The sequence below is a fragment of the Teredinibacter franksiae genome (assembly GCF_014218805.1).
GTDB lineage: Bacteria > Pseudomonadota > Gammaproteobacteria > Pseudomonadales > Cellvibrionaceae > Teredinibacter > Teredinibacter franksiae.
This window is the reverse complement of the sequence record NZ_JACJUV010000001.1, coordinates 3,024,084-3,044,059: the sequence shown is the minus strand read 5'-3', so window position 1 is coordinate 3,044,059 and position 19,976 is coordinate 3,024,084. Positions and strand designations below refer to the sequence as shown.

Below are 19,976 nucleotides of genomic sequence, written 5' to 3'. Positions count from 1 at the left end.
CGTCGAGCTGGATCGCGTCAAATGGTTTTTTTTGATGCCTAAAAAATAATGATACGAAATTGGCCTATGAACCCCCTCAAATACAGGCATTACCAGGCACCATTAATCAGCTATTTCTTCTGTTTCATCCTGCCAAAACATCTATTTGTATGACAGTTTAATTTAGTCCGTATCGAGCATACGGTCGTTAATGCACTAATTTTTTTACTATTAAAGAAAGAGGCGTTAACACACTCTATTACGCTCATCTCCTTCGCATAGAATCGATTTTTCAGTGAGTACAGATAAACAATAGAAATACTTATGGGCGAGCAACCTAGCACTGTTTTCTTCAGAAACAGTCTCCGTTAACAACGGTATGTTAACCATCGAATTAAACCCAGCACCCGCCGGTACCGTTGTTGATGGTGAAACTAAACCGTATCTCGGTGCGGAGGTTCGCTCTATTGATTCCGTTCGCTATGGGCGTATCAGCAGTCGCGCAAAATTGGCAAAAGGTTCTGCCGTTGTATCAGCTTTGGTCGGTATTTATACCCCCTGGCCCGCCGACAATTGGAACGAGTTTGATATTGAAAGCCTTGGTCAAAACACCCGTGAAATTCAATTTAACGCCATGGTTTATACCGGTGCTCTTCCGGCGCCATCAACGCCGGTTTCTCCAACACAATATCCTTCCTTACAACAGCTGGTGTTCGACTCAGCAGTCGATTTTCATGTGTACACCATTGAGTGGACTCCCAATAGCGCTGAGTTCATGATTGACGGTGTTGTTTATCACTGCTGGACGGATCGTATGGATTTGATCGGGCTACCACAGAACGTGCTGCTTAGTATCTGGGCGTCCAGCTCACCCAGCTAGGCTGGCCCAGTTACTAGCGATACAGAAAATGCCAAAGCGGTTTACGATTGGGGTGAGGTCTGGGAGTACACCCCCTAACCGCAACGCGAATAATGTTTTTTATCGGAGCCTCGGCATTGCCGGGCTCCACTTTTTTGTAAGTTAGATTCGCGCTATAGCGAAACCGTTTTAGTTAACACACTGCCGGAACTCCCACCTACCATCACCTCGAAATCACCGGGTTCGAAAACGAATTTACCATCATCTTTATAGAAACTAAGCGAGTCTCTATCCAAAATAAATTCTACTTCTTTGGACTTTCCAGGTTTAAGCAATATTTTTTTAAAACTTTTCAATTCTTTAACCGGACGAACGAGACTTGCCACTTTATCCCGAATGTAAACTTGAACCACTTCTTCGCCCTGCCGCTTTCCTGTATTTTTCACCGTTATGCTCACGCGAATCGACGCTTTGTCGCGAACCTCTGCTTGCATATTGGTGTAACCGAATGTTGTATAGCTTAAGCCGTATCCAAACGGATAAAGCGGTGAATTTTTTTCATCCATATAACGTGACCAAAAGACTTTTTCTTCCGGTTCCGGTCTACCGGTACTGAACACGCGGTAACTGATAGGTACTTGGCCAACGCTTCTAGGAAAGCTCATCGGTAATTTTCCGCTGGGGTTATAGCCACCAAAGAGTACATCGGCAATGGCATGACCGCTCTCACTACCCAATTGCCACGTTTGTACAATGGTGGGAATGTGCGCGTCAGCCCAACTAAGTACTAGAGGCCGACCGCTTGCAACCAGCAATATAATATTTTTATTGACCGCAACTATTTCTTCAAGTAACTCTTGCTGCAAACCCGGAAACCCCAAGTCTGTGCGACTCCGGCCTTCGCCCGATTGGTAGCCGTGTTCACCCAGCATCATTACAACTACCTCAGCATTTTTTGCCAGCGCCTTGGCTTCGGCTATTCCGCTACGATCCGTTGTATTCACTACAATCGGGTCGGCAAACGTTTCCTTGCCAATACTTAGTTTTACGCCTTGGGTATACTGAAAAGCACTGGTGTGCTGCTGTAAACCTTCTACCAGAGAAATAGCGGAATCATCCTTAACGGCTAATCTCCAGGTCCCCAGCGGACTGTTTTTATCGTTTGCTAAGGGCCCCACAACGAGAATATTTTTTTGCTTTTTCGACAAGGGCAACAAATTAGTTTCGTTTTTGAGCAACACGATTGAACGCTTTGCCATCTCTCGAGCGGCCTTCAAATGGGTATTATTGCCTAATACCTCTTCCTCTCTTTTTTTGTTGATGTACCGATACGGGTCATCAAACAACCCCAGCTCAAATTTAACCGTTAGTATGCGACGCACAGCATCGTCGATAAGACTTTCATCTACAGCGCCTGCGGTAACTAAATCTTCAAGGTGGTTAACATAGGCGAAACTCTGCATATCCATGTCGGAACCTGCGATAACCGCTAGCTGAGACGCATGGCGGTCATCGGTAGCGTACCCATGTTTGGTCATTTCCATAATGGATGCCCAGTCGGAAACAACAAACCCTCCAAACCCCCACTCACCTTTCAGGATATCCCGCTGTAACATAATCGAACCGGTTGCCGGCACACCGTTTAACGTATTAAAAGAATTCATAAAGGTACGAACACCCACTTCTACCGCCGCTTTAAAGGGTGGCAGTACTTCGTTATAGAGTGTTGAATAACTCATATCGGCATGGTTGTAATCTCGGCCCCCTTCCGCATAACCATAACCGGCGAAGTGTTTGGCGCAGGCGGCTATAGTATCGACCGCCGCGAGATCATCACCTTGAAAGCCTTTTATCCGCGCCTTAGCTATTTCCGCACCAAGATACGGGTCCTCGCCCGCGCCTTCCGCCACACGCCCCCAACGCGCGTCTCTGGATATATCCACCATAGGTGCGAAGGTCCAATTAACCCCTTGGGCCGCAGCTTCTGTTGCGGCAATACGCGCGCCCTGCTCTATAGCCGTAAGATCCCAACTAGCAGCCTCCGCCAAGGGAATAGGAAATGCGGTGTTGTGCCCGTGAATGACATCAAAGCCAAATATAAGCGGAATCCCCAACCGGGATTGCTTAACCGCCACATCCTGGAATTCTCGCAGGGCTTCGTGCCCGGCCACGTTCAAGATAGAGCCAACACGCCCCTGCTGCAGATGTTCATATTTCGTTTTAGCATCACCCTGCTCTGGCACCGGGCCGGTCGCGTCCCAAAAGCCATTGTATTGATTCATTTGGCCGACCTTTTCGGTGAGCGTCATTTTTTGCAGTAGAGCATCGACCCGCTTCGCAATTTTTGACTGCTCTTCAGCAAAGGCCGTCACGTGTGCAACAGAGAAGATAACACCTAGCATCAGAGCTATTATCAGACGCATATTCAAACCTCTTTGTTTTTATTTATATTAGGTATTTCGAACAACATGAAGACCCGCATCAATTCACAATCGCCAAAATAGCACGCCACTTCGAGGAGTTAACTGACCCAATAATCTGCCAGCACACCGACGGCTAAGCACAGTATAGCAAGGGTATATTCAACGGCATGTTGCCACGATCACCCAGATCTATGCGCCCCCGTAAGCGAGGAAAAAGGACCAAAAAACAAGTAGACGAGTAGATCAACAACCCAATTTATGCCGCAACCTGCTTTGCTAATGGCTGTTAGCGCCCGTTAGAAAAAGGGTCTTGTCTGAGCACCGTAAAGCTAATCAAGCGCTACCCAATAAAGCAATACAGCCCCCGAGGCTTGGTACTCGCTTCGTACTCGCTTCGTACAAACAAAAAACCGCTCAAGGTCTTAACAATAGCCATTATGGGAGCATAGATTGTAGACAAAGCCCCGAAGGACGCAGCCCGCCTTGCACTATGGTTTGCCAGGTCACGCAGAAGCTAAAATCAATTAATAGAGTGCCCTACAGCATCTATTCGTATTAAATAGCTAAAACATGCAAAATAATCGTAATCAATGTGAACCAACCTCAGACTCGCTACGACATACTGATTAACTGTCCGGCTGGGGAGGTATTACCCGCTAGCAATGCATACATTGGCGAAGATGTGACTATGAACAAGTTGTTTTACATGGGGATGCTCAGCCTTGTAGTAGCTATAGGTGCAGGTATAGCGATGCCCGCGTTAGCCACTACGGAATCTACTCGGCTCCAAGCGCCGCTCTCCGGCGACGCCTATCGGCCCGGCGAGGCATTTGTCCTAAGCCTGCCAGAGGGCATAGCGGCGCACTTACTTCAGGGCCTTGCACTTGAGCTAGACGGCATAGACGTAACCGCGCTGGTGGTCGCTCAGGGCAATAAGCGTACCTACCGGCCGGTAACTGCGCTCAGCCACGGTCGGCACGCACTGCGTTTAGTGCGATACGGCGAAGATGGTAGCGTATCGGAGTTGGGCTTTTGGGAAATCGACATTCAACACGCAGGTTTTTTTCGTAACGCACGGGTACAGGGAGAACTAAACCTCGAAATGAGCCAGCGCCTGCTTGCCAGCCAAAATGTAAAGCAGAGCCAAAACTCGAATACGCACGTGCAAGCCAATGGCCAATATACTTCACAATTTGAAACCGGTACCTGGCGTACGGAGGCACAGGCTATAGTGTCCTACAGTGACGACCCGGCTTTATCGCTAACCGGTCGCGAAGCCGATATTCCAAGTTTTTCTATTAATAGCTCTAATGGCGCGCTGGGTGTTAGCTTGGGCGATCAAATTTTTGCGTCAGCCGACCTCCTAAACGACGGCTATCAGCGTCGCGGTCTGGCTTTTTCGGCGGCGCTGCCAACGTTAAACTCGGCTATAAATGTGTTCGGGGCTAAAACGAACCAGAGCGTGGGCATAGACGACGGCCTAGGGCTTAGCGATACGAATAACCGATTCAGCGGCGCCAAGTGGCAATACCAACCCCTGAACAAAGACATTGCGCAGCTTGTATTTTCCTCCAGTTTTTTACAGGGGAAAAGTAGCCAAGCCGATTTCGGGAGCATTGAAACGGCACCCAACTACAACACACAAACAAACGAAGGTGATGCCTGGAACATAGTCGCCGATGCGCTGTTTTTTGAAAAACATATGCGTATTCGTCTAGAGCGGGCTTCTACACATTATGATTTTGATGGTATTGATCAGGGGTTAGAAGCAGAACAAGACGATGCCTACTCGGCCATTATTTTATTTGACCTAACCGCTCAATACGAAAAGCCAACCCAGATTAATTTTGGCATGGAAAAACAGCGGATTGGCACCTCGTTTAAAAGTATCGCCAATAAACAACTCCCGACAGACAAGGAATATGTGCGCACCTTCCTCGATACCAAAAACGACAACTGGTCTTTCAATGCATCGGTTGCCAACGAGCGTAATAACCTAGACAACAATTTAGGCTATGCACAAACCCGCACGTCGCAATGGGTGGTAGGTGGTAGACTAAAAGAGCACACATCGCCGGTGCGCAACAGCTTATTCGCGCTGTTAGGGCAGCCAACCTTAAATTGGTACCTTACTTCGGCTAAGTTTAAGGATCACTATACGCCCGTAGGGTATTGGGAGAACAACCTACAAACACGCAGCGCAAACATAAGCACGGTATTTGAACACCCGCGCTGGAATTGGTTGGTGGGTGTAAACCAAGACTCATTAACCGATCATACCGGCTGGCAGCCACAAACGCGTACGCGAACCCTCATGTTTAATACCAGCATAAAAATTGCAAACAACTATTTCCTCGCTGTCGGTTGGCAGCTACAAGGCACCCACTATGTAGAAGAGCAGCTTGATACACACCGCCAACTCTATTCATTGGAAACCCGAGCAGAATTAATACCCGAACGCCTATCGGCGAATTTGGCTATTGGCGCAAACCAGAATAATGCGCAGGAAGATCCCTATGCGGCTCTACGTGATAAATCAGCCTACGCCAGCGCAAACATCAACTGGCGAATAAAAAAGCCTGAAAGAAATCGACTCGGCTGGGACCTAAGCCTAGCGCTGATACGCAACGAGTTTTCAGACTATATGAACAACCTAAACAATATTGACCAATACCAAGTGCAATTAAAATTCAATACCACGTTACCAAGCCTGCTACCGGAGACTGTGCAATGATACCGCTACCGCAACTAGCCACGGTTTTCTGGCGACACGCCTGTGTATTTATTTACTTGTTATTTTTTGCAGCCAACGCCTCGGCACAAATTACAGCCCTGTGTGATGTGGCCAATAGTTGTAGCGCCAACCCGTCGATTACAGCAGGACTAAGCAGCAATGTTTCGGTTGTATGGCGCGGCATCGCCAATCTCAAGGGCGATACCACGTTGGTTTCCGATAGCGCCCAATTATCCACACCCAGTGATGACCTTCTAGTGCGATTATCCCTGCCCCTAAGACAAAATCTATCCGCAAATGCGGTAGGGGCGCCAGTACGTTTCAGCGTAAATGAAACACTCAACGTACCGGCCAGCATCAGCCTGCAAACCGCAACTATGGGTGCACAACAGATCGTTTATACCCGTACGTTCACGCTTGACGGCATCAGCATCCGTGGCAGTGTACGTATCAATATACAGCGGGCGTCACTTAACAGCAGTGGTTCTATTCCAGAGAGTGTAAAGCCCGGCGCCACGGCACTGGGCATTAGTCGTATCGATCTGCATTTTTCCAGCGGACAAAAAGTTGAGGTTATAGAAAGTAACCAAGCACTGAATGTTTTAGCCACCCTTAATTTTGATAGAGCAGGTGTCCTCAACGCACAGTGGGAAGTGGCCACGCCGAGTTCAACCGGCGGCCTAGCCGTGTTTCTGCCGCTGCAAAATATACGTCAGTACTTGGCCGCAGGCCGGCAGGCGGTAATAAGAAGCCCCACCTTGCCAACAGATGTAAAAGGCCTATACCGTGTGCGCCTACGGGTGCTGCAACCCACAATCGAAACACCCGAAGTGGAATTGCGTTACCAGGTAAATGCTGCGTCAACCGTAAAGGTCGCGGCGGCGAAGAACATGAAAAATGTACGTCCGAAACAAGGCGCAGAAATTAGTGCCACATCGGCGTTTTCGTGGGCACCCGAGGCTGACGCAGTGGCCTATCAACTCGAAGTGTATAAATCCACGGATGACAAAAAACCCATAAGTGGTTTACTACTGAAAGCGGACCAAATACGCAGCCCACTTTCGGCCAGCGTATTACACACATTGGCGCCGGGTAAGCCCTATTTCTGGCGCGTTATCGCCGTAAATAATAGTGGCGATATAGTGGCCGCCAGCCCGCGGCGGGAATTTCGTATACGCGAATAAAATAACAACACGTGTGAGACAGTATGAGCGCAACACCGAATTGGAGTGATGAGCAATTAATACAAGCCATTGCAAATGACAACATGGAGGCAGTGAATGAATTTTATCGGCGTCATGAAAACAGAGTATACCGATACGCACTGTCCAAACTAGGTGACAGCTTTGCCGCAGCAGACGTTCTAAATGACGTAATGCTAGAAGTGTGGCGATGCTCGGCAAAATTTGAAGGGCGGGCAAAAGTAACCACCTGGCTACTAGGCATTGCCCACAATAAAATTCTTGACTTATGGCGCAAGCAGGGAGCGCGAGAGTTTACTGAAGTGGACGAGAACATGGTAGATGAATCGGAAAGTACTAACCCAGAAAAGGTAAACGCTGCTGCCAGCGATGGCAAACTATTACGCCAATGTATGGCCAAATTGAAAGAAGAGCATCGCGAAATTTTGCACCTCATATTTTTTGAGGAACTTGGGTTTACCGAGATTGCAAACATTATGCAGGTGCCCGAGGGAACCGTTAAATCCCGCGCATTTCACGCGCGAGCGCAAATGAAAATACAACTGACCAGAGCAATGAGGGCGGCCTAATTAAAGGGCAGTAAACCGTTATGACTGATATTGATGAAAAATTAAGTAAGCTCGCAACCGGACAGCTGAATGCGCAGGACGAGCATGAAATGAAAAAAATGCTAGAAAACGATGCCGAACTAAAACAGGAGTTTGAGTTTATGTCGGCGCTGCACACCGGATTTCAGCAGGACGACATGAAACCACCCGGAGAAATGGGGCTGGCGCGGCTAAAGCGTGATATACAAAACGAACAAGCGCAAAAGAATCAACAACAGAAAATTGTTACAAAAAAACAACACCGTGTTTGGAGGCCGGTGGCTATTGCCGCATGCTGTTTGTTAGCGCTACAAGTAATACTGTACTTACCCAAAGAGCTGAGCGATACAACGCCCAATATGGTACCCCTGTCGGGTGGAGAATCACACCAAACGGCAAGCTTACAAATTGTATTTAAGCAACACGCTACGGCATTACAAATACAGCAAGCACTGTCTGCCGTGCAGGCCCAAATTGTAAATGGCCCAGGTGCGTTAGGCATTTATTCGCTAGCCACACCGACCGAAAGCGACAACGAACAAATATCCGTTCAATTGCAAACACTGGATTTTGTTGAGGAAGTCATTGTAATAGCGGGTGGAGCTAACTAATGCACGGCATACGCGGCGTAGCTTGCATTCTATTTTTAGGGCTGGCGGCTTTTACTCAGGCCCAGCAAGCGAATGATGCAGCAGAAGAAAAGCGCGCGCAGACACAAGCACGAATTAAAGCCAGCGCTCAAACCGCAACCGCCGAGCGAGAAACGCAAGTACAAGCGCTAAAGTCGCCTGAAACGAAGCCAAAAATTGACAAGCCAGCTGACGTTCCTACCGATGATAAACGGGAGCCAAAGCCTACAGCTGAAGCTCAAACAGAACCCAAACCTACCGTAGCCCAAAACACAGAAGCAGAAGCAGAAGCAGAAAACAGTAAACCATCGGTTACAAAGCAAGCGGCAGAACCCCAGCCCCGCCTCACGCCGAGCAAGCTTAGGGTAGATCGTAGTGGCAGTTTTATTGGCAGCAATACTATTCCACCCATGCCGCAATTAACGTTCAATACTCCACCCAGCAATATGGCCAATAAACATTCAGGCGAGACCGACGCCGACTATGAACCCGGTGAACTGTTACTCAGCAGCCCGGACATGAATGCGGCGATAACCGCAGCAGGCCAACTACGCGCTTCGGGCTTAACCGTAAAGTCACGCCAGCATTTGAGCAAGCTGGGCCTAGTGCTAACGCGTTTTCGTTTACCCGCCCACATACAAACCCGCATGGCGCTGTCACAAATTCGTCAACAATTCCCAACACTGCGTGTAGACACCAATCAACGATACCGCCTACAAGCGAACTCACGAAAAGCCTGGGCAAATACAATGGTCAACTGGCCTGCGGGGGGCAGCCCCTGTCTCCTACAAAACAAGCCAGTACTCGGTATGCTCGACACGGCCGTTAACCTCGAACACCCCGCGCTTAAAGGTAAAAGCATTAAGGCGCAAAGTTTTGTTGAGGGCAAACCCGCCGATGCCACACATGCAACAGCCATTGCCAGCCTTTTGTTAGCCGATGGCAAAACCGGTTTCACGGGATTACTGCCCCAAGCAACACTCTACGCCGCCAATGTATTTCACCTTCGAGACGAGAACACAGAAACAAATACAAGTGCCTTATTACCCGCATTGGAGTGGCTGGCAACCAACAACGTAGCCGTTATAAATCTTAGTTTTGGCGGCCAGCAAAATCGTATTTTCTCGCAGGCTATATCGAATTTGTCTGAGCAAGGTATTGCAATGGTGGCCGCTGCCGGTAACAACGGGCCAGAAGCTGCCCCCGTCTACCCCGCTGCCCAGCGAGAGGTGATAGCCGTTAGCGCCATAGACGCCGCTGGCCATGTTTACAGTAGCGCCAACCAGGGCGACTATATTGATTTTGTCGCGCCCGGTGTAAATGTATGGGCGGCGGCTGGTGAACAGGGTGGCCGCTATCACAGCGGCACCTCCTTCGCCGCACCTTTTGTTACCGCGCGTTTGGCGCTGGCAAATACTACCCTGCAGACGCTCATTGGGGGAGCCGAAGATAAGGGCATAGAGGGAAGAGATAAGGTGCACGGCTGGGGGCTGATTAAAGGCCCTCCTCAGTGCCAGGTGGATGGGGTATAGCTACCCGCCTTCGGCTTATAAATAGATTCGTTCCTACGCCCACTAGAGTTCAAACACAGGTTAGAACTCTCGCGCTTCTTCGCTCCCGTGAACGTGGGCGTTTAGTATTTCCGTGGGTGGAACTATCGCAGCTAAATCCACAAATCAAAACAGTATCGGCGCGCACTAGGCAATACGAGAGGCACAAACGGTTAAAACAAAAACGCCCCCACTAAGGGGCGCTAGCGGCACAGTCTATTAAGGCCACCTATCCTTGCCTATTGCTACGACTGGAATTGTAGTCTGTTGCAGGGTTAGCTGGTACCGGAACGTTCAACATTGGCGACGACTTATCCAACGCCTTAACAACACGACCAGTGCGGGTGCTCGGGGTGGTGCCACCCTGGCCACCCACACAGCTAGCTGGTTTGGCACTATTCATACGTGCCGTATTATCGATAGGCCGTGGGTAACCCGCCGCAACACCACCGTGATCGGCGCAAAATTCTGTGGCGGTATTGTGGTTGGGTGGCATGCTACTGGTATTGCTGTGGCCATCGTTGCACGTCAAAATAAATTTGTCGTTGCTATTGCCACAAATTTCGTAGGCAAAAGAGGCGCTTGAAAGAGCAGAAAGGCTAAGGGCTAAAATAAAAGGTTTCATGTGATTCTCCAATCGGGTTGTTTAAATCCTGCTTAAGCAGCGGGTTTATGTCTGTGTCGTTGCCGATGAGAAAAGGGTTCAAAAAAGGTTTACTTTTTTTCGCGAGCACCGGTGAAGTGGTACAAAATCACCCGAGCCACTCACAATAGACAGGCTCAATACAGTTTTAGCCAGCGGGCTTTTGCCGGCACTCTTCAGTAACGGGAATATATAGGGCAGCTCCATTAAGTTAGCTGCAATATCCAGTAGAACGAAACGCCGCTTGTTGGCGTTTGAGCAAGGCGATGCAGGCCGGGTTATAGCGATTGTCAGGCAACCAAACCCTGCCGCCATGAACAGGTATTAAAGCCTCCTGCCCTTGAATCTGCGATTACGTAACAAAGTAAACCTGTCGTGCAGTACGTGCTCTGCCTACACTCCGCATAAGCTCACTCATTGTATTGCAAGGCTCAAACAAAACTAGGGTAAGGGTAAATAAAGCCTGTGCGTTAAGGGGCTGTGACATAAGCTTCACAGCCCCCGAATAAGCGTAACGTATCAAGTGATTAGCACACCTGGGCACCAGACAAGCATGGCAGACAATTACGAAGGGCTGTAAATAGAGAAAAAATACCGCCTCCAAGAAAGGCGGTACCCATAAAGTTTGCGAGCGCTCACTTACAGTGACTTATTACTACGGCTGGAGTTGTAATCTGTTGCACGGGTGGCTGGTGCAGGCGCACTCATCATTGGCGACGATTTGTCCAGCTCTTTAACAACACGACCGGCGCTGGTGTTCGGGGTGCTGCCACCCTGGCCACCCACACAGCTGGCTGGTTTGGCACTATTCATACGTGCCGTTTTATCGATAGGCCGTGGGTAACCCGCCGCAACACCACCGTGATCGGCGCAAAATTCTGTGGCGGTATTGTGGTTGGGTGGCATGCTACTGGTATTGCTGTGGCCATCGTTGCACGTCAAAATAAATTTATCGTTGCTATTGCCACAAATTTCGTAGGCAAAAGAGGCACTTGAAAGGGCTGAAAGGGCAAAAGCCAAAATAAAAGGTTTCATATAATTCTCCAATCGGGTTGTTTAAATCCTGCTTAACTAGCGGGTTTATGTCTGTGTCGTTGCCGATAGGAAAAGGGTTCAAAAAAGTTTTATTTTTTTTGGGGAGTGTTCAAGGAAGCTTCGCTATTTTCGTGCGAAAACTAGGCGCTGACGCTCGCAATGGATTTCGGTTGAGCCTAACACTGCCTTAACCGCACTTTACTGCTCGAAAAAACATATCAACCCTACGGATATAGTCTTCTTTCTACATTCCCATATATAAGCGCTTCACCTCACCTTTTTAGAAATCAATACGGCTTTCCAAAAATCATAAAAAAGCCCGCTAAAAAGCGGGCTTCAAAAGCAAGGCTATTGAAACTAATTATTTACGCTTCAGCGTAAGCGCTTCACCTGTATATTCAATGGTTTCCGCAATAGCAGAATCAAAATCTGCAGCAGCTTCCATTACACCGCTAATCCAGCGTATTTTCACGGAGCGCACTTCTGCCATCCCCGGGAACGTCCCTTGGCGTTTACCTAGGGTGAGCGTACCGGCTGCTTCGTTGTAGCTAAAAGGTATGCGTGACCATTCGCCCTTTTCGTAACCGTAGCTGCGTCCATCATCTTCGTAAAGTTCGAAGTTGCCATCGGCACCGGTATACACATTAAGTGTTATAGGTGCATTCAAAATCTGGTCGGCGTACTGCACTTCCGGCGCGGTTGGAATAATGGAACCGGCTTTTACGTACAGCGGCATACGATTTAACGGCGCTGCGGCTTCTACGTGCTGACCACCGTCACTTTTGGCGCCGGTATAAAAATCGTACCAACTGGTACCTGCGGGCAAATAAAGGTTACGACTGCGTGCGCCATTTTCGTACACGGGGCTTACCAAAATAGAGGGGCCGAACATGTATTGATCGTTTAGGTTGCCGGCAATTTCATCTTTTGGGAAATCCATTACTAGGCCGCGCATGAGCGTTGCGTCTTTGTGGTACATATCACCGGCTATTGAATAAATATACGGCATTAAGCGATAACGCAATCGGGTGTACCACACCATGCTGTTGTAAACCTCGGAACCCTCAGGTGCGATGTTGTAAATTTCGCGGTAAGGGTTTTGGCCATGTGCACGGTATAGCGGTACGAAAGCACCGAACTGATACCAGCGTACATTCAGCTCCTGCCACTCGCTAACCTGACCATTATCAAGAGCGGTGAAAGGACCAACGAAGGGTTTGTCTGTAGCATTGGAGCGAAAGCGATCTTCTGGTGTGAAGCCGCCGATATCCATCGTCCAGTTGGGCATACCCGCTAAGCTGGTACCAATACCGGCCGAAATTTGCTCTTTCAGGTTTGACCAACGAGAAACCGTGTCACCGCTCCAAATAGCGGAACCCGTACGCTGAATACCACCAAAACCTGAGCGCGTAAGAATAAACACGCGTTTTTCGGGTTCGGAAGCGCGATCATTTTCATAAACACCCTCGGCGTGTGGCACCGAATAGGCGTTGAAATGTTCCGCACCAGAACCTATGGCGTTGGGGCTCATAAACTCTTTGCGTTTGCTCCAACTGGTATTGGAGTGCATGTCTGGTTCTACGGCGTCTAACCACCAGGCATCAAAACCATGAACGTTTATTTTCTCGTTAATTTGCTTCCAGAAAATATCACGACCACCCTCGGCAAAGGCATCATAGAAACCATTGGGGTACCCATCGCCAATCCAGTCTAGGTTGCCGTCTTCGATATTACGATTAAGCATGTAACCTTTTGCGTTCAGCTCTTTGTAGTTATCTGTGGAGGGATAAAATTTTGGCCAAACAGAAATCATAATTTGTGCGTTCATATCATGAACTTTTTTCACCATACCGGAAGGGTCTGGGAAAAATTCGGGATCGAAGTCGTGGCTACCCCAAGCATCCGTGGGCCAGTAGGACCAATCCAGCACAATATTGTCGATAGGGATTTTACGGTCACGATATTCTTTCAGCGCACCTAACAACTCTTCATCCGATTTGTAGCGCTCACGACTCTGCCAAAAACCATAGGCCCAGCGTGGCAACATCACCGATTTACCTGTAAGCGTTCGATAGCCCGCAATAATTTCATCGGCACTTTCACCGGCAACCAAATAGTAGCTAATGGCTTTACCGGTTTCCGATTTAAACGATGTTAACGCTTGCTGATCGGCTGGCAGCGGGTCACGGTGTAGCAAACGGAAATAACCGTTGCCGGGTGTCCAGTCTATTTTCAGCGTGTGGCGCTTACCTGCCGTAACGTTGGTATTAATATTGTGATACCAAGGGTTCCAGTTCATACGCCAGCGATCAAGCACTAACTCATCATCAATGGACAATTTGGCGTAACCGCTGGAATACATTTTAAATTCGTGAGTGCCAGCCGTAGCACTTTCAAAACTGCCTTCCCATTCAATACGCAGATTTTCAGACTCAGCCACTTCTTTTGGAAAAGGGTTGGCACGGTTAGTACCCTGACTCAGAAACTGATAATCCGGGTCAGATTCAACGCGAGTGAGCACCAACTTGTCGCCATCGTAATAGCGTGCGGTCAAACCACCCTCTTTGCCTTCGGCATCAAACAGTTTTAAATCTTCAGCTAGCGGTTTAGCAAATTCTGTATCGCCAAAATTGGTAACCGAATTGTTATCCCATAAAACACCGTAATTGTTCGTGGAAACCATGAACGGAATGCTGATAATCAGGTTGTAGGTCGTTAACTCAACGTTTTGACCCGCTAGGTTTATCTGCCCGTTTTGGAATTGGCCCAGGCCGTAAAGGCGCTCAGTCTCACCACGCTCAAAAGCCTGACGCAAAGCAAACGAATCGGCATCGGGTGTAACAGGGTCACTTGTCACCGCAGAGAACTCACGCACCCCGGCTTCTTTTGCCAGCGGTTTGCCCGCAGCATCAAAGAAATCCACCCGGCCGTTGACTATCGCTACAGTGGCTGATGCCTTGGCCGTTTTAAGCGTTACCACTCCGTCGGCTTCACTCACGGTAAACGCAGCAGAAGGTTTGGTGACAACCATTATACTTTCGGGCATTGCCACTTCAGTAGTAGGCGCAGCTAATACATGTATTATGCTATCGCTAACAGCTTCTAGCTGAACGCTCTTTGCCGCACCGCTTGTTGGCAGTACTACAACGCCCGTTTCAGTTACCTTGTAACTAGCGCTTTGTGCCGTCTTATGATCGCCCTCGTTCTTGGGGCTACAGGCAGTACCAACGACAAGCATACAAGCCGCCATTAACAGCTTGAAACTCTGTAGTTTCGGAATCATCAACTCAATCTCCGCTTAATATTAATTTTTAAACTTATTCAATTTAACTTATTCAACTTGTTAGTAAGTTGCCATTTTCACTTTCAATAAATGATACTTACCATCAAAATTCAACCCCCAATCGGTTTGATCGCCATTCCATACGCGCTCAAATACCCAATTGCCCTTTTTGTCAAAATGCCCTTCTTCCACGCGAACTGTCATTGTGCGCTCGTTTTCAATTTCATCTGAAGGCACAAAGGTAACGCGTGAATGCAGTGCTGTAACAAAAAATTCATTTTCGTCAAGCTTGGCGATCAGTGCGCCGCCTTTGGCAATATCGTTACCTTCAGGAGGTGCTATCCAAAACATGGGACGGCCATAGGTTACCTCCGCATTCCAGCGGCCAAGATCTAATACCTGAGTATAGGTTTTAGACTCTTCTTCTTTTTCTTTTTCGCTTGCTGCCGCATTCCAAATTTGTTTGCTTTCGCCAAACGTATCTCTTGGCTCGGCGACACCCCAGGTTTCACTTTCGAAACTCATTTTTGCCCATACATGGGCCCAGGGTGCAATTAGCCCATAGACCTCCGCAAAAGGCTCAAAGGTTGCGTCATCATAATTTTTCGCTCCCAAAGGGTAATTGGTGTAGCCGGTTTTATCCAGCCCGAACGGTGCAAAACCAATACCTTGGTGCCCTAGGGTTTCAAATACATAACGAGCAAAGGGCTGATCGTTGCCAATTTCGGCTACAAACAGAGGGTTGTCATCACGGGCATACAAATCCAATACTCGGGTTACGGTACGGTAATCCCTAAAATAGATATCCGGCGAAATCATATCAATGGAGGGCGCGGCAGCCTTCCATAAATCCAGCACGTTGTCTGTTGGCCCACCGCTAGAGTACTGCCCAGGCTTACCTGGATTGAACGGATTTCTAAGTGCAACATTCACGTTCATTGGCAGGTTATACACAGCCTTGCCCGCTTCGGCCATCTCGTTGCAGAAGCGTGCGATATGGTATGCATGAAAATATTCATCGGCATCCGCCGCAAAGCTTTCAACCCAGCTTTTGGCCGGAAGGTTCATCGACTGCTGCAGCTGATCTGGAATAGTGGCTTTGAATAACTTTTCTGCTGCAGGTGAAAAATCTCTTACCTCACCATAGGTGCCCACCTCATTTTGTACCTGCACCAAAATAACGGTTTGCCTCTTATCTACTTTTTTCAGGTGTTTCATCATCTCAACAAAGGCTTTTTTGTCTGCATCCAATGTTGACTGATGAATGGGCGAAAGAGAATTGACCGTAGACCCATCTTTTTTGTGTACGCGAGGAAAACGCGCATCATCCAGTTTCACCCAATCTGGCGCATAATGCGGTGCATTATTCTTCCAGGTGGCAAACCATAGCAGAACCACACGCACGTCGTTGTCACGCGCTTGCTTAATTAATTCATCGATATAAGAAAAGTCGAATTTTCCTTCTTCAGGCTCGACCTGCTCCCAAGCTACATTTATTTCCAACGTATTGGCATGCACCTGTTTAACGACTGGCCATACCTCTTTCAATGCAGCCGTGTAATTGGAAGAGTTATTGGCCTGAGCACCTAAAATTAAGTAGGGCTTGCCATCGACCATTAAGGCATGGCGGTTATTTTCGGTTACAAATTCAGGTAGTGCTGCTTGCGCAATAGAGCCCAGCAGTAATATTGATAGGCCTATCCAAAATCCAAGATACTTTTTAAAATTATCACTTGTCACAACAGAATCCCATTCAACTGTTTAAGGGTGGTAACATATTTTGTTGTAGTTATAAATCACCTAGCACCCAGAGCATCGTGCTTGCTGTTAGCGTGAACTCTAGGTCCTAGCGACTACTAAACGCTGTCAGAAATACAAAAAATTTAGGCGGTATTTCTATTTCTAGGTTTACTCGTAAAGGATACGGGAAAGAGAGAAAAGGCGCCGTGAAGGCGCCTTATTTAACTTAGTACTTCGCGGTTAACTGCAACTGATAACGGGTATCGTTGACATGATAAGCACCGAAGAACTCACCAGAACTTGCCTGATCCACAATTGTTTTCGTTGCGGTATTGCCTAAGTTATTCGCCTGAAGCGAGACATGTAGATTGTCGGTTAAACGGTAGAACAACGACGCATCCAAATATCCTGCTGCTGCGTTGTAAGTTGGGAGCTTCCAGGCATTCTTAGGGTCTGGAGAACCGTCACGAATAACATTACCATCGGCATCAATATACTCCTCGCCGTTAAATCCATTCGCCCCTATATCTGTCAGGTAACGATTGCGCCAGTTGTAAGCTAAGCGAGCAGAGAAACGTCCCTTCTCATAAATGCCCACTAAGTTATAGGCATGCTTAGAAAGCCCCTGATACGGACTCACCCCAAAACTAGTATTTCCGTCAGTATCAACGGGATCCGCATCATTTTCTAGATCAGTTTCTGAATCGATGTAAGTATAGTTCGCCTGCACACCAAAACCATCGAAAGGAGATGGTAAAGTCGTAAAAAAGTGGGTTAGCGCAACTTCAAACCCAGAAATTTTAGCAGTACCCGAGGTCACTGGGCGCTCTATAAGATATTGGTATTCTGGCCCATCATTTTTAGGCGCATAGGATTCCAACACGAACTCTTTAGCCGGGTATCCATCGATATCTTTATGGAATAGAGCCAAACTAAGTGAGTTACCCTCTGCATAATACCACTCCAACGATGTATCTAACTGGGTTGACTGCATTGGGTCCATATATGGGTTGTAATTAGATCCGCCACTGAAATCAAAATCGTCCACGCCTATATCAGCGTTTGGATCTAAGATGGGATCGCCGTCGGGGTCGTCAGGATTTGCTATTAGATATGGCGTAAGATCAATATCAGCATTTAACTTTAACCCGGAGCGCAGCGTGTCAAAATCTGGACGTGTCATCGTCTCCGCCACAGCAAAACGTAAAACCAAGTCATCGGTTAGGTCCGCCTTGATATTTAGACTTGGCAAAACATTGGAATATGAGTGCTTAGCGGTGCTTTCTTCGAACTCACCATTTAGGCCTAACATAGGTTGGTTAGGGAAATTCAGGTAGCCATAAGCAGAGTTATCGGTTTCCACATAACGCACACCAAGATTACCCGAGATTGGAACAGGTAAATTATCGAAGCCAAAGTCCAGCATTACATAGGCAGCTTTGGTCTTTTCTTTTTGCGAGTTAAACCACTGCTGATCGGTTAAATCACGTGGCTGCCAGTGACCGTTAAACCAATCATAGTAGTCAACAGTATCTAGTAGCTGATCGTAGGATTCTGGATGGCCAGCAGCCCAGTGCTCTGCTGGCGCGTAGATACTTGGAGGCGTCGGTACATCACCGCGGAAGAAATTGTCGAAGGAGTTAAGCGTAAGCATACTTAACTCTGGCTCTCCACCCGACTCCATTGCCCAAGGGTAAGCCCAGTGTCCTATTGCGCCCCAGTTATAGCCTGTATCAAAGTTATTGGATTCTGAACGACTTACACGGGCGCCCACCTTCAATGCTTTAAAAATATCGTTTTCAAAATGGTATTTAACATCAATGTTGGTGGAGTCCATCTTCCCCTTATTATTGTACTGGTTATCCATTAAGAACCCCCAGAAATAATTTTCGTGATCCCCAAGGAACGCGTCGTCGGATCCGATTTTCGGAAGGTCTCCAGACAAGTCTATATCGATATAAGGTACGCGGGTTTGAACAGACACTGTTGAGTCTAAACCAGCCGATGTTGCTTGCACCTTTTGATGACCCGCTTCAATTTCGAACTTTTCACCTGTAAATTTATACTGCAAAGTTTGATCAGACGTTTTCGATTCCTGATCTGACATTCGAATATCAGACCCCATTTTGAGAGCATCAACCATTGCATTTCCGTCGCCGTCTACACCCGGCACTAAGCGACCACTAACAAACCGACCATCTTCATTAAACTCAGCTGGTATGCCGGTGTCCAGATCCAGTGCTGGAACCCAGTTTTCAACGAAGATCGCATCTTCGCTCCAGTTCATATCATAGTTACTACCAAAATAGGTGTAGGTAAATTCTTGCTCTTCTGTGGGCGACCACTGGGCGGCGAGGTAACTACCCATACGCGCTCGGTTAAAAAACATGGTGCGCCAGTCTGCACCACGTGTCAGGTATCGTGATTCATCCTGACCGCTTAAGTCACTGCGCTTAAAGAACGGGCGCACATACATAGAATCATTACGCGTTGAGAGCTCCGAGTATGCAAAGTCGACTAACAAACCCAATTTACCAATGTCCGTATCCCAAACATTGCTATACAGGCCTGAGTAGGTGGGGCTAGTCTCTTCAACTAGGTTGCCATAGTTCATACCAACGGTAGCGGAAATTTGTTGGCCATCGTTATCGAAAGGCAGCTTCGTACGCAAATCAATCGTGCCAGCAAGGCCACCTTCTATTTGATCTGCCTGTGGGCTTTTATGAACATTAACAGCACCCAGCAATTCGGGGGGAACATCACCAAAACTCAGGGTGCGGCCACCGTCGGCACTAAATGCACTGCGGCCATTCAACTCTGAACGAACTTGCGTTAAACCGCGAACAATTACGCCATTACCTTCAACAGAAAAATGCTCTGGATCGCCCTGAGTCATATAGCGGTCGATTGCAACACCCGGTACACGAGACAGCAGCTCGGTTACTGAGCGGTCTGGCAAGACACCAATATCATCGGCCGCGATTGAATCAACAATAGTTGTGGATTCACGTTTCATTTCTTGAGCAGTAATGATACTGCCACGAAGGCCGGTAACGACCACCTCCTCTTCAAACATTTCGCCTTCGCTGTCATCTTCCTGCGCATAAACAGGCAAGGCCCCCACAGCCAATAAAGCCAGCACGGAAGCACTTGTGCGCATCTTGACGTAAAATGGCGATGGATCGCCATATTTCTTCAATGCACTATTTGTTTTGTTCACGATTGATCTCCTATTTTTTTGTTTTATACCCTACAGTCTTGCCGAGGGTGATTATGCTCAGTTTTAATACTGATTCATTATGATTCTGGTAA

Annotated in this window: 12 protein-coding genes; 6 read left to right on the top strand and 6 right to left on the bottom strand. The window is 47.9% G+C overall.

What is annotated here, in order from left to right; translation table 11 throughout:
* Nucleotides 1-322: 322 nt before the first annotated feature.
* Nucleotides 323-859 carry a glycoside hydrolase family 16 protein gene (locus H5336_RS12785; RefSeq protein ID WP_281385694.1) on the top strand — a complete coding sequence of 179 codons (537 nt, stop codon included), beginning with the start codon at nt 323-325 and terminating at the stop codon, nt 857-859.
* Between the two features lie 152 nt (nt 860-1,011).
* Here the strand turns inward: H5336_RS12785 and bglX are convergent, their stop codons facing one another.
* Entirely contained in the window at nt 1,012-3,261 is a 2,250-nt protein-coding gene (bglX, locus tag H5336_RS12780; protein ID WP_185234683.1) for a beta-glucosidase BglX, read from the bottom strand.
* A 592-nt stretch (nt 3,262-3,853) separates the two neighbouring features.
* Here bglX and H5336_RS12775 point away from each other — a divergent pair.
* The 5 genes from H5336_RS12775 to H5336_RS12755 are packed head-to-tail and all read left to right on the top strand — an operon-like array spanning nt 3,854 to nt 9,945.
* Nucleotides 3,854-5,995, top strand: a complete 2,142-nt coding sequence (locus tag H5336_RS12775; RefSeq protein WP_185234682.1) for a hypothetical protein — start codon at nt 3,854-3,856, stop codon at nt 5,993-5,995.
* Nucleotides 5,992-7,179, top strand: coding sequence for a hypothetical protein (locus tag H5336_RS12770; RefSeq protein ID WP_185234681.1), 1,188 nt, complete (start codon nt 5,992-5,994; stop codon nt 7,177-7,179). Before H5336_RS12775 ends, H5336_RS12770 begins: the two co-directional genes overlap by 4 nt.
* 23 nt (nt 7,180-7,202) lie before the next feature.
* Nucleotides 7,203-7,766 (top strand): sigma-70 family RNA polymerase sigma factor, encoded by a 564-nt coding sequence (locus H5336_RS12765; protein ID WP_185234680.1) that lies wholly within the window; start codon nt 7,203-7,205, stop codon nt 7,764-7,766.
* Nucleotides 7,767-7,786: 20 nt separating this feature from the next.
* On the top strand, nt 7,787-8,395 hold the full coding sequence (locus H5336_RS12760; RefSeq protein ID WP_185234679.1) for a hypothetical protein: 609 nt from the start codon (nt 7,787-7,789) through the stop codon (nt 8,393-8,395).
* Nucleotides 8,395-9,945: a S8 family serine peptidase gene (locus tag H5336_RS12755; RefSeq protein ID WP_185234678.1), complete on the top strand. Its 1,551-nt coding sequence runs from the start codon at nt 8,395-8,397 to the stop codon at nt 9,943-9,945. Before H5336_RS12760 ends, H5336_RS12755 begins: the two co-directional genes overlap by 1 nt.
* A 247-nt stretch (nt 9,946-10,192) precedes the next feature.
* Here H5336_RS12755 and H5336_RS12750 read toward each other — a convergent pair whose 3' ends face one another.
* The 5 genes from H5336_RS12750 to H5336_RS12730 form a co-directional block, all read right to left on the bottom strand.
* Nucleotides 10,193-10,588 (bottom strand): hypothetical protein, encoded by a 396-nt coding sequence (locus tag H5336_RS12750; protein WP_185234677.1) that lies wholly within the window; start codon nt 10,586-10,588, stop codon nt 10,193-10,195.
* 657 nt (nt 10,589-11,245) lie between these two features.
* On the bottom strand, nt 11,246-11,641 hold the full coding sequence (locus H5336_RS12745) for a hypothetical protein (RefSeq protein ID WP_185234676.1): 396 nt from the start codon (nt 11,639-11,641) through the stop codon (nt 11,246-11,248).
* 361 nt (nt 11,642-12,002) lie between these two features.
* Entirely contained in the window at nt 12,003-14,924 is a 2,922-nt protein-coding gene (locus H5336_RS12740; protein WP_185234675.1) for a TIM-barrel domain-containing protein, read from the bottom strand.
* Between the two features lie 60 nt (nt 14,925-14,984).
* Nucleotides 14,985-16,664, bottom strand: coding sequence for a DUF5597 domain-containing protein (locus tag H5336_RS12735; RefSeq protein WP_313557125.1), 1,680 nt, complete (start codon nt 16,662-16,664; stop codon nt 14,985-14,987).
* A gap of 226 nt (nt 16,665-16,890) precedes the next feature.
* Nucleotides 16,891-19,884, bottom strand: a complete 2,994-nt coding sequence (locus tag H5336_RS12730; protein WP_185234674.1) for a TonB-dependent receptor — start codon at nt 19,882-19,884, stop codon at nt 16,891-16,893.
* Nucleotides 19,885-19,976: the final 92 nt, after the last annotated feature.

Bases quoted from the DNA above. Each gene is read 5' to 3' on its own strand.
- bglX (WP_185234683.1), bottom strand. From the start codon at position 3,261: ATGCGTCTGATAATAGCTCTGATGCTAGGTGTTATCTTCTCTGTTGCA.
- H5336_RS12770 (WP_185234681.1), top strand. From the start codon at position 5,992: ATGATACCGCTACCGCAACTAGCCACGGTTTTCTGGCGACACGCCTGT.
- H5336_RS12765 (WP_185234680.1), top strand. From the start codon at position 7,203: ATGAGCGCAACACCGAATTGGAGTGATGAGCAATTAATACAAGCCATT.
- H5336_RS12760 (WP_185234679.1), top strand. From the start codon at position 7,787: ATGACTGATATTGATGAAAAATTAAGTAAGCTCGCAACCGGACAGCTG.
- H5336_RS12755 (WP_185234678.1), top strand. From the start codon at position 8,395: ATGCACGGCATACGCGGCGTAGCTTGCATTCTATTTTTAGGGCTGGCG.
- H5336_RS12750 (WP_185234677.1), bottom strand. From the start codon at position 10,588: ATGAAACCTTTTATTTTAGCCCTTAGCCTTTCTGCTCTTTCAAGCGCC.
- H5336_RS12745 (WP_185234676.1), bottom strand. From the start codon at position 11,641: ATGAAACCTTTTATTTTGGCTTTTGCCCTTTCAGCCCTTTCAAGTGCC.
- H5336_RS12740 (WP_185234675.1), bottom strand. From the start codon at position 14,924: ATGATTCCGAAACTACAGAGTTTCAAGCTGTTAATGGCGGCTTGTATG.